This is a genomic window from Staphylococcus simiae (assembly GCF_002902085.1).
Classification (GTDB): domain Bacteria; phylum Bacillota; class Bacilli; order Staphylococcales; family Staphylococcaceae; genus Staphylococcus; species Staphylococcus simiae.
This window is the reverse complement of the sequence record NZ_PPQR01000045.1, coordinates 1-11956: the sequence shown is the minus strand read 5'-3', so window position 1 is coordinate 11956 and position 11956 is coordinate 1. Positions and strand designations below refer to the sequence as shown.

Genomic DNA, 11956 nt, shown 5'->3' with positions numbered 1-11956 from the left:
ATTTCGGTCCTGATCATAAATAAGACATATTAATATGTTGAACTCACATTCATAATTAAGTTGAATGTGAGTTTTTTAATTATTTTTAATAGGAAATTTAAGTTAATATTATCTAATTACCAATGAAATAATGATTAACTATATGCCAAAGGACAGTATATGACGCTTTGACATCTTTCTAATAAAATTTGGTTTCTGCGCTAATCACTGTGTTAAAATATGAATCAAAGAAAGTGAGGGGTAAAGATGGCAATGAAAGCATATCTTGGTCGAGCTGGTACGGGCAAATCGACACAAATGTTATCTGAAATTAAAGAAAAAATGCAACAACAACCTCTAGGTGATCCAATCATATTAATTGCACCTACACAAAGCACGTTTCAATTAGAACAAGCCTTTGTTAATGATAAACAATTAAATGGAAGTCTAAGAACAGAAGTTTTACACTTTGAACGTTTGAGCCATCGAATTTTTCAAGAAGTAGGTAGCTATAGTGAACAAAAATTATCTAAAGCAGCTACTGAAATGATGATTTACAATATTGTTCAAGAACAACAGCAACAGTTGAAATTATATCGCTCACAAGCTGGTTACTATGGATTTAGTGAAAAGTTAGCTGAACAAATTCAAGATTTTAAAAAATATACTGTCACTCCAGATCATTTACAACAATTTTTAGAAAATAATACAGTGCAAACACGGACGAAGCATAAACTGCAAGATATTGAATTAATTTATCGTAAGTTTGAAGAGCGTTTAGCTAATGACTATATTACTGGTGAAGATGCCTTACAATTATTTATTGCTAAAATCGCTGATTCACAATGGATCACAAAAGCAGATATATATATAGATGGATTTCATAACTTTTCCACGATTGAATATCAAATCATCAAAGAATTAGTAAAGCATGCACGAAATGTCACTGTGTTACTTACAACAGATGGTAATGAAGATCAATTTAGTTTATTTAGAAAACCGTCTGAAGTATTACGCCATTTAGAAGAAATTGCTAATGATTTACATATAACTTTAGAAAAAAGATACTTTAACGAAGTGTATCGCTTTAACAATAATGATTTAAGACATCTTGAACAACAATTCGATGCCTTACAAATCAATCCCACTACAATACAGGGTCATCTTCAAATTTTAGAATCATCCACTATGAGAGAAGAAATTAATGAAATCGCACGTCGCATTATCGCAGATGTAAGAGATAATCACATTAGATTTCAAGATATTGCAATTTTATATCGTGACGACAGTTATGCTTATTTATTTGAATCCATTTTACCGTTATATGATATTCCATTTAACATCGATACTAAACGGTCAATGACGCATCATCCTGTTATGGAAATGATACGTTCATTGATTGAAGTAATAGAGTCTAAATGGCATATTAATCCAATGTTACGGTTATTTAAAACAGATGTCTTAACTGCAAAAGTTAAACATAGTGACTATTTGATTGATTTACTTGAAAATTTTGTTCTTGAACGAGGTATCTATGGTCAGCGTTGGTTAGATGAAGATTTATTTCATGTAGAGCAATTTAGAAAAATGGGACGTAAAGAACATCAATTAACTGACGAGGAACGACAAGAATTTGAACAAGTTGTTAAATTAAAAAATGATGTTATCGATAAAATCATGTATTTTGAACAACAAATGTCACAAGCAACAACAGTACGTGACTTTGCAACAGCTTTTTATGAAAGCATGGAATATTTTGAATTACCCAATCAACTTATGACTGAACGAGATGAATTAGATGCAAGTGGTAAACATGAAGCAGCTGAAGAAATTGACCAGATTTGGAATGGACTTCTTGGAATATTAGATGATTTAGTCACTGTATTTGATACAGAGGAAATAACTTTGCAAAGATTTTTAGAAGTATTTGATATTGGTCTAGAACAATTGGAATTTGTAATGATTCCTCAAACGCTGGATCAAGTTAGTATTGGAACGATGGATTTAGCTAAAGTAGACAATAAACAGCATGTCTATCTAGTAGGTATGAATGACGGTATAATGCCACAACCGATTTCTGCATCTAGTTTAATTACTGATGATGAAAAGAAAATGTTTGAACAACAAGCTCAAGTTGAATTGAGTCCTACATCAGATATATTACAAATGGACGAAGCTTTTGTATGTTATATTGCGATGACTAGAGCAAGACAACAAGTGACATTGTCATATAGTTTAATGGGCAATAGCGGAGATGATAAAGAAATCAGTCCATTTTTAGAACAAATTAGAGCATTATTTAGTGACTTTAAAATTGTGAATATTCATCAACTGCACGAAGTTGCTCCGTTATCATTAATGCAACATACGAAACAAACGAAGATTACGTTATTTGAATCCTTAAGAGCTTGGCTCGATGAAGAAATAGTGGCAGATAGTTGGTTAGACGCTTACCAAGTTATACGTGATAATCATCATTTAAACAGCGGTTTAAATTATTTAATGTCGGCGCTAACTTTTGAAAATGACACCGTGCAATTAGGACAAAAACTGTCTGAAGATTTATATGGTAAAACAATAAACGCCAGCGTATCTCGCTTTGAAGGATATATGCAATGTCCATTTAAGCATTATGCTTCGCATGGTTTACGTCTTAATGAACGCACAAAATATGAATTGCAAAATTTTGATTTAGGAGATATTTTCCATTCAGTATTGAAATATATCTCAGAACGTATTAATGGTGATTTTAAGCATTTGGATATGTATAAGATTAGACAATTAACATCTGAAGCACTTGAAGACATTCTACCTAAAGTACAATTTAATCTATTAAATTCTTCAGCATATTATCGCTATCTGTCACGTAGAATAGGGGTCATTGTCGAAACAACACTTAGTGCACTGAAGTATCAAGGAACGTATTCAAAATTTATGCCTAAATATTTTGAAACTAGTTTTAGACGTCAACCAAGATCAGAGGAAGAATTAGTAGCACAAACGTTAACAACGACTCAAGGTATTCCTATCAATATAAGAGGACAAATTGATCGTATTGATACGTATTCTAAAAATGATAAAAGTTTCGTTAATATAATCGATTATAAGTCATCAGCTGGAAGTGCAACATTAGACTTAACTAAAGTTTACTATGGTCTTCAAATGCAAATGATGACTTATATGGATATTGTGCTACAAAATCACAAACGATTAGGTTTGACTGAAGAAGTGAAACCTGGTGGTTTACTATACTTCCATGTACACGAGCCGCGTATAAAATTTAAATCATGGGCAGACATTGATGAAGAAATACTTGAACAACAATTAATTAAAAACTTTAAGTTGAGCGGTTTAGTTAATAGTGATAGAGAAGTCATCGAAGCATTAGATACGAGATTAGAACCGAAATTTACTTCTGATATTGTTCCAGTAGGACTTACTAAAGATGGCTCAATTACTAAAAAGGGCAGTCAAGTTGCAGATGAAGCAACAATATATAAATTCATTCAGCATAACAAAGATAACTTTATAGACACAGCTTCTAATATTATGGATGGCCATACAGAAGTGGCACCTTTAAAATACAAACAAACATTACCATGTCAATTTTGTAGTTATCAATCTGTTTGTCATGTCGACGGAATGATTGATAGTAAACGCTACCGTACAGTTGATGAATCAATTAATCCAATAGAAGCGATACAAGATATTGAGTTAGATGGAGGTGACAATTAAATGATTCCGCAAAAACCGCAAGATGTTATATGGACAGATGCACAATGGCAAAGCATCTATGCCTCTGGACAAGATATTTTAGTAGCAGCAGCAGCTGGATCAGGTAAGACAGCAGTTCTTGTAGAGCGTATTATTCAAAAAATATTGCGTGATGGTATTGACGTTGACCGCTTACTTGTCGTTACATTTACTAATCTAAGTGCAAGAGAAATGAAACATAGGGTGGATCAACGAATTCAAGAGGCGTCATTAGCAGATCCTAACAATGAACATTTAAAGAACCAACGTATTAAAATACATCAAGCACAAATATCAACGTTACACAGTTTTTGTTTAACATTAATTCAGCAACACTATGATGTCTTAGATATTGATCCGAATTTTAGAACAAGTAGTGAAGCAGAAAATATTTTATTGTTAGAACAAACAATAGATGAAGTTATTGAAAGTCATTATGATAAGTTAGATCCTGCATTTATCGATTTAACAGAACAGTTATCTTCAGATAGAAGTGATGAACAATTTAGAAATATTATTAAACAATTGTATTTCTTTAGTGTTGCTAACCCAGATCCTGAAGTATGGCTAAATCAATTAGCTCAATCTTATACAGATGATGATAAACAACAACAATTGTTGCAATTATTAATAGATTTATCACAAGTTTTTTTAACAGCTGCCAATGAATCTTTAAATAAAGCATATGATTTATTTAGTATGGCAGAAGGTGTAGAGAAACATATAGCGGTTATTGCAGATGAACGTCAATTAATGACGCATGTGTTAGATGGTGGCTTAGTCAATACGGACTTTTTAATTGGACATGAATTTGGACAGCGGTTACCTAATGTTACAGCAAAAATTAAAGAAACAAATGACATGATGATTGAAGCTTTAGAGGATGCAAAGGAACATTATAAAAAATATAAGTCATTAATTGATAAAGTTAAAAATGACTATTTTTCACGAAGTACTGAAGATTTACAAAATGATATGCGTCTGTTAGCACCTAGAGTCGATTACTTAGCGACAATTGTAAAAGATGTTATGAAAGAATTTAATCTAAAAAAGCGTAGCAAAAATATTTTGGATTTCTCAGACTATGAACATTTTGCTTTGCAAATTTTAACTAATAGTGACGGAACGCCTTCAGAAATTGCTGAATCATATCGTCAACATTTTAATGAAATTTTAGTCGATGAATATCAAGATACTAACCGAGTACAAGAAAAAATATTATCATGTATTAAAACGGGTGAAGAAAATAATGGTAACTTGTTTATGGTTGGTGATGTTAAACAATCTATTTATAAATTTAGACAAGCTGACCCAAGTTTATTTATTGAAAAGTATAATCGCTTTACTTTAGACGGCGCTCATAGTGGTAGGCGAATTGATTTATCACAAAATTTTAGATCACGTTCCGAAGTATTAACAACAACAAATTACTTATTTAAACATATGATGGATGACCAAGTTGGCGAAGTGACTTATGATGAAGCAGCACAACTTTATTATGGTGCACCATTTGATAATGCTTCAAACCCAGTTAATTTAAATGTCTTAGTTGAAGCAAGTGCAGAAGATAGTGAATTGACCGGCACTGAACAGGAAGCACAATATATTGTTGAACAAGTTAAAGATATTTTAAATCATTATAAAGTCTATGATATTAAAACAGATAGTTATAGAAATGCAACGTACAAAGATATCGTTATTTTAGAACGCAGTTTTGGACAAGCTAGAAATTTACAACAAGCCTTTAAAAATGAAGATATACCATTTCATGTGAATAGTAGAGAAGGTTATTTTGAGCAAACAGAAGTCCGTTTAGTATTGTCATTTTTAAGAACAATTGACAATCCGTTACAAGATATATATTTAGTTGGCTTAATGCGTTCAGTCATTTATCAGTTTACTGAAGATGAGCTTGCTCAAATTAGAATTATTAGTTCAAATGATGATTACTTCTATCAATCAATAATGAATTATATGACAAGTGAAGAAGCTAACACACAACTTGTAGATAAATTACAACGTTTTATTAAAGACATCCAATATTATCAACAATATAGTCAAGATCATCCTGTCTATCAACTCATTGATAAATTTTATAACGATCATTATGTTATTCAATATTTTAGTGGTCTAATCGGAGGAAGAGGTAGACGTGCTAATCTATATGGTCTATTTAATAAAGCGATAGAATTTGAAAATTCTAGTTTTAGAGGATTATATCAATTTATTCGTTTTATTGATGAATTAATAAGTAGGGGTAAAGATTTTGGTGAAGAGAATATTGTTGGTCCCAATGATAATGTTGTCAGAATGATGACAATTCATAGTAGTAAAGGGCTAGAATTTCCATTTGTCATATATTCTGGTTTATCGAAGCAATTTAATAAACAAGATTTAAAGAGACCAGTTATTTTAAATCAACAATATGGTTTAGGAATGGATTACTTTGATGTAGAAAAAGACATGGCTTTCCCATCATTAGCTTCTGTAGCATATAAAGCAATCACTGAAAAAGAAATGATTTCAGAAGAGATGCGACTCATTTATGTAGCACTAACAAGAGCTAAAGAAAAACTCTTCCTGATTGGACGTGTTAAAGATGATAAAGTATTACAATCATTGGAACAACTTTCTGTATCTAATGGCTTGATAGCAGTTAATGAACGCTTAACAGCAGCCAATCCATTTTCTTTAATTTATAGCATCTTAGCAAAACATCAGTCAATGAATATTCCTGATGATTTGAAATTTGAAAAGGATATCGTCAACCTTGATGAAAGTATACAACCTAAGGTTAATATTAATATTGATTATTTTGAAGATGTATCAACAGAAGTAACAGATAATGATGATGACTATAGAACTGTGAGTTATTTACAATCAATGACACAAGGTAATGAAGATGTTAAAGCGAAGATAGCATATCAACTTGATTATCAATACCCATATGTTAACGATACACTCAAACCATCTAAACAATCGGTTTCTGAATTAAAAAGACAATTAGAAACTGAAGAAAGTGGCACAAGTTATGAACGTGTCAGACAATATCGTATTGGTTATGCATCTTACGAACGTCCTAAATTTTTAAGTGAGCAAGGCAAAAGAAAAGCAAATGAAATAGGTACCTTGATGCATACAGTGATGCAACATTTGCCTTTTAGAGAACAACGATTAACTGACAAAGAACTAAATGATTATATTGACAGTTTAATTAGTAATCATATTATCGATGAGAGTGCTAAAAAAGATATTAGAATAACTGAAATACAGTCATTTATTCATAGTGATTTATATTTAACAATTGCTCAAGCAGATCAAGTATTTCGAGAATTACCATTTGTAGTGAATCAAGCAATGGTCGATAATATGCCTGAAGAAGATGAGGATGTTTCAATCATTCAAGGGATGATAGATTTAATTTTCGTTAAAGATGGTCATTATTATTTCGTCGATTACAAAACGGATGCCTTTAACCGTCGTCGTGGTATGACAGATGAAGAATTAGGACAACAGTTAAAAGAAAAATATCGCATACAAATGAATTATTATCGTAATACGTTACAAACTATTTTAAATACTACGGTTCATGGTTATTTGTATTTCTTCAAATTTGGAACATTAGAATTATAATACGTTAAGTTTGTACAAATATAGATTTTTAGACTACTGTCAAAATTTTCTTACTTATTTATTTGTTATTTGATAACGAAAAAAGTTATAATGTGAATTAAGATATAGATGAGGAGTTGAGTATGAATGAAATTCTTATCATTCAAGTATAATGACAGAACTTCATATGGCGTTAAAGTTAAACGTGAAGATGCTGTTTGGGATTTATCATTAGTTTTTGCTGATTTTGCTGAAGGCAATTTCCATCCAAAAACATTGTTAGAAGGTTTACAACAAAATCATACTTTAGATTTTCAAGAGCAAGTTCGTAAAGCAGTTGTTGCAGCAGAAGATAGTGGTAAAGCAGAAGACTACAAAATTTCTTTCAATGATATTGAATTTTTACCACCAGTGACACCACCAAATAATGTTATTGCTTTTGGTAGAAATTATAAAGAGCATGCTAGTGAATTAAATCATGAAGTTGAACGTTTGTATGTCTTTACTAAAGCAGCATCATCATTAACAGGTGATAATGCAACAATTCCTAATCATAAAGATATTACAGATCAATTAGATTATGAAGGTGAATTAGGAATCGTTATCGGTAAATCTGGTGAAAAGATTCCTAAAGCATTAGCTTTAGACTATGTTTATGGTTATACAATTATTAACGATATTACTGATAGAAAAGCACAGGCTGAACAAGATCAAGCATTCTTATCTAAAAGTTTAACAGGTGGTTGCCCAATGGGACCATATATTGTAACTAAAGATGAACTACCTTTACCAGAAAATGTTAATATTGTTACAAAAGTAAATAATGACATTAGACAAGATGGTAATACTGGTGAGATGATCTTGAAAATTGATGAATTAATCGAAGAAATTTCTAAATACGTAGCATTACATCCTGGAGATATTATTGCTACTGGTACTCCAGCAGGCGTTGGCGCAGGATTACAACCTCCGCAATTCCTACAACCAGGAGATGAAGTTAAAGTAACTATCGATAATATCGGTACATTGACTACTTATATTTCAAAATAATAATATATTAAAAGCACTCTGTTGACATTCATTTCATAGAGTGCTTTTACTTTTGCATCACAGTCATTTTATTAAATAACATAGTATGTTAAAATGTATGTTCATGTATGTAAAATAAGTATATATTTTATAGTGAAATAGTTTTGTTAAAATGACAAACTATTATCATAATGAAACAATATTAATTAGCGGGGGAATAGTATGATACATTTGCATATTTTAAGTTGGGTCTTAGCAATTATTTTATTTGTTGCTAGTTATCTTAATTATTCTAAAGCACAAGGCGCAACACCTTTTTTTAAACCATTACATATGGCTTTAAGATTATTTATGTTGCTAACATTAATTTCAGGTTTTTGGGCATTAATCGAGGAATTTATGGCTGCTAGTCATGGTGGCGGTGGTAACCACATGTTACTTACGTTAAAAATGTTATGTGGTATCGGCGTCATTGCATTAATGGAAATTACAATAGCGAAAAGAAAGAAACAAGAGCCAAGTCATACTTTATTTTGGTCAACCATTGGCTTAATTATAGTAACGATGGTGATTGGCGTTATCTTGCCTTGGGGACCAATCTCTAAAATGTTCGGTTTAGGTTAAGAACTAATTGCCTAATGTAATATAAGTATAATAAAACACCACTTCTCATAAAACTGGGAAGTGGTGTTTATTTGTTAACTATAAAAATATGAATATCCTTAATGGGATTGTGATTTATAACCAATCATATTGATGAGATCTTTAGGATGACTATATGGAGGGGCATAAGCGACTTCAAATTCAGTTAAGTCATCTACAGTTAAATTATTCATCATTGCCATTGATAAGACATCAATACGTTTGTCAGCGCCTTCTTTTCCAACAGCTGCTGCACGAATAATTTGTCTTGATGCGGTATCAAAATATACTCTTAAGTGTAAAGAGGAATTTCCTGGGTAATAATTCGCATGAGCACCTTGATTCACTTCAACCATTTGATAGTCAAATTGAGATAATTCACTAGGTTTTATTCCAACACTTGCAAAAGTATAATCAAAAAATTTCACAATATTACTTCCAAGGAAACCTTTAAATTCAATTGATGAATCTCCAGCAATCTGTTCAGCAATAATACTTGCAGCTCTATGAGCACCCCAAGCTAAAGGAACATTTGTTGTTAAATCAACATGTCTATAATGTGATGTAATAACATCTCCTAAAGCATAAATATGCGGTATGTTAGTCTCAAATTTGTCATTCACAGAGATGAATCCTTTATTATCTAACGTAATATTGGAACCTTCAATAAACTTGGAATTTGGATGTGTGCCAATACCTTCGATAACCATATCATAGTTCTCTATTTTACCAGATTTAAATGTAATTTCATTTCCATTAATATTAGTAATTTCTTCATTTAGACGATAAGATATATGTCGACGTTCTAGTTCATCTATAATAGGCTGATTCATATCACTATCCATTAACTTATTAATTTGTTCAGAACGATGTATTAACGTCGGTTGTAATCCTCGCTCATAAAGATTTTCTAAAACTTCAAGAGAAATATAGCCTGCACCTACAACTAACACACGTTGAACATTATTATGTTTAATATAGTAATCAATTGCATCAGTATCCTCTAGATTACGAAGTGTAAATGTTATATCGCTATCGAAATTAAGTCTATTTGCACTAGCACCAGGACTTAAAATTAAATAATCAAAGTATTCTTCGAATTGTTCATTTGTGTGATGGTTAACAACAGTCACTGTTTGTTTGTCATCATTAATCGAAATGACTTCATGATATGTTTTTACAGTGATTTCTTTTTTGTCATAAAATTTTTCAGGATTATAGGGTAAAACCAAATCGCGATCATTAACTACGTTGCCAATAACATAAGGTAATGCACAATTGGCGAAACTCATATCTCTATCTTTTTCAAAAATGATAATGTCACTATCTTTATCTAAGCGTCTTATTTGACTAGCACAAGTAGCACCTCCGGCAACTGCGCCAACTACAACTATTTTTGACATACTAAAAGCCTCCTTTGGTTAAATGGTGAACTGTTTAATCTTAAAAATAATATCTCATATTTAAATTAAAGAAATCATTTAAATATCTCCCGATACCATCATCATTATTGCTATAAGTAACGTTATTCGCTACTTCTTTTAACTCTGTTAGACCGTTATCCATGGCAACGCCATAACGGGCATATTCAATCATTTCTGTATCGTTATCTTCATCACCGAAAGCAATAATATGTTCAGCATCAACGTTTAAAAATTGTCTAGCTTGTTCAATGCCACGTGCTTTATTAATACCTCGTTTGACAATTTCTATAACTGGGAAAGGTGCACCCCAACGTCGATGTTCTATATGATTAGCATAAATATGTGTAAGCATTTCTTTAATTTCAGGAATCTTGTCTTCTTCAGCTTCGATTAACAGTGAAGTTGGTGATTCATTAAGTTGGACAAGTAAATTTCCTGTTTGAATACGAGGGTTACCCATAGAAAATCCTTCAAATAATCTAGGGTCGTGATTATTAATAAAGACATAATCTTTAACTTCAGCGATAATATTTGAAACTTGGTATTGTTGTAAACCCTGTATAATATTACGTGCAACATTTAAATCTAATATTTCATGAACCGTGTTAAATGTTTTATCTTTTGGATGATGAACATAAGCACCATTGAAATTTACTATTGGTGTTGTTAAATTAAGTTCGTGATAATATATTTGACTGGCACGATAAGGACGTCCAGTAGCAATCATAATATAATGACCACGTTGCTGTAGTTCATTAAGTACTTGTTTTGTATAATTTGAGATTTCTTTATTATCATTTAATAGTGTTCCGTCTAAGTCTAGACAAATCAAATGTGGTTGCATATATTTCTCCTTATAGTACTGATTTCATATAAATACATGATAGCATTTTATTGGCGTTTTGTCGGATATTTGATATATTAGGACTAAGATATAAATGAAGAGGTGATAAGTATGGAAGAGGCATTAAAAGATAGCATTTTAGGTGCACTTGAAATGGTAATTGACCCTGAATTAGGCATCGATATTGTTAATTTAGGTTTAGTATACAAAGTTAATGTAGATGATGACGGCTTATGTACAGTTGAAATGACATTGACTTCAATGGGATGCCCATTAGGACCACAAATTGTTGAACAAATTAAAAGTGTCTTAGCTGAAATTCCAGAGATACAAGATACAGAAGTTAATATCGTTTGGAATCCACCTTGGACAAAAGATATGATGTCTAGATACGCTAAAATTGCTCTAGGTGTTAGTTAATTAGCTAGTTATAAGTTTATGATTAAACTCTATTGAGAGATTATACTTGAATAAATATGATTAACAGTGGTGAATTAAAAACGTTAACGTTTTTAATTCATCTTTTTTTATTTCAATAGCTATAAGTCTGTTTAAATCTATAGTAATTATATAAAAAATTAATATGATATGAATTGAAAATATATTACAGATATATTACAATACATAATACATAATGGCAAAGGTAAACTTAATTTTTTAGTGTCAACAATAG

At 31.2% G+C, this 11956-nt stretch carries 7 protein-coding genes; 5 read left to right on the top strand and 2 right to left on the bottom strand.

All coding sequences use genetic code 11. From position 1 onward, the window contains the following. Window positions 1-246 precede the first annotated feature (246 nt). From addB to CD113_RS06085, 4 genes are all read left to right on the top strand, one after another. Window positions 247-3714, top strand: coding sequence for a helicase-exonuclease AddAB subunit AddB (addB, locus tag CD113_RS06100; protein ID WP_095092612.1), 3468 nt, complete (start codon window positions 247-249; stop codon window positions 3712-3714). Beyond that, window positions 3715-7365, top strand: coding sequence for a helicase-exonuclease AddAB subunit AddA (addA, locus tag CD113_RS06095; RefSeq protein WP_002465317.1), 3651 nt, complete (start codon window positions 3715-3717; stop codon window positions 7363-7365). It abuts the gene before it with no gap. A 126-nt stretch (window positions 7366-7491) separates the two neighbouring features. Further along, window positions 7492-8394, top strand: coding sequence for a fumarylacetoacetate hydrolase family protein (locus CD113_RS06090; RefSeq protein WP_002465316.1), 903 nt, complete (start codon window positions 7492-7494; stop codon window positions 8392-8394). 201 nt (window positions 8395-8595) lie between these two features. Further along, window positions 8596-8997, top strand: coding sequence for a YisL family protein (locus CD113_RS06085; protein WP_002465315.1), 402 nt, complete (start codon window positions 8596-8598; stop codon window positions 8995-8997). Window positions 8998-9095: 98 nt separating this feature from the next. Here the strand turns inward: CD113_RS06085 and CD113_RS06080 are convergent, their stop codons facing one another. Further along, window positions 9096-10418: a CoA-disulfide reductase gene (locus tag CD113_RS06080; RefSeq protein ID WP_002465314.1), complete on the bottom strand. Its 1323-nt coding sequence runs from the start codon at window positions 10416-10418 to the stop codon at window positions 9096-9098. 40 nt (window positions 10419-10458) lie between these two features. Next, entirely contained in the window at window positions 10459-11283 is an 825-nt protein-coding gene (locus CD113_RS06075; RefSeq protein WP_002465313.1) for a Cof-type HAD-IIB family hydrolase, read from the bottom strand. Window positions 11284-11394: 111 nt separating this feature from the next. On the opposite strand from CD113_RS06075, the gene CD113_RS06070 reads away from it, so the two are divergent. After that, complete coding sequence (locus tag CD113_RS06070) at window positions 11395-11703, top strand: metal-sulfur cluster assembly factor (RefSeq protein WP_002465312.1); 309 nt, start codon at window positions 11395-11397, stop codon at window positions 11701-11703. The last annotated feature ends 253 nt before the right edge of the window (window positions 11704-11956 follow it).

Bases quoted from the DNA above. Each gene is read 5' to 3' on its own strand.
- CD113_RS06075 (WP_002465313.1), bottom strand. From the start codon at position 11,283: ATGCAACCACATTTGATTTGTCTAGACTTAGACGGAACACTATTAAAT.
- CD113_RS06085 (WP_002465315.1), top strand. From the start codon at position 8,596: ATGATACATTTGCATATTTTAAGTTGGGTCTTAGCAATTATTTTATTT.
- addA (WP_002465317.1), top strand. From the start codon at position 3,715: ATGATTCCGCAAAAACCGCAAGATGTTATATGGACAGATGCACAATGG.
- addB (WP_095092612.1), top strand. From the start codon at position 247: ATGGCAATGAAAGCATATCTTGGTCGAGCTGGTACGGGCAAATCGACA.
- CD113_RS06070 (WP_002465312.1), top strand. From the start codon at position 11,395: ATGGAAGAGGCATTAAAAGATAGCATTTTAGGTGCACTTGAAATGGTA.
- CD113_RS06080 (WP_002465314.1), bottom strand. From the start codon at position 10,418: ATGTCAAAAATAGTTGTAGTTGGCGCAGTTGCCGGAGGTGCTACTTGT.
- CD113_RS06090 (WP_002465316.1), top strand. From the start codon at position 7,492: ATGAAATTCTTATCATTCAAGTATAATGACAGAACTTCATATGGCGTT.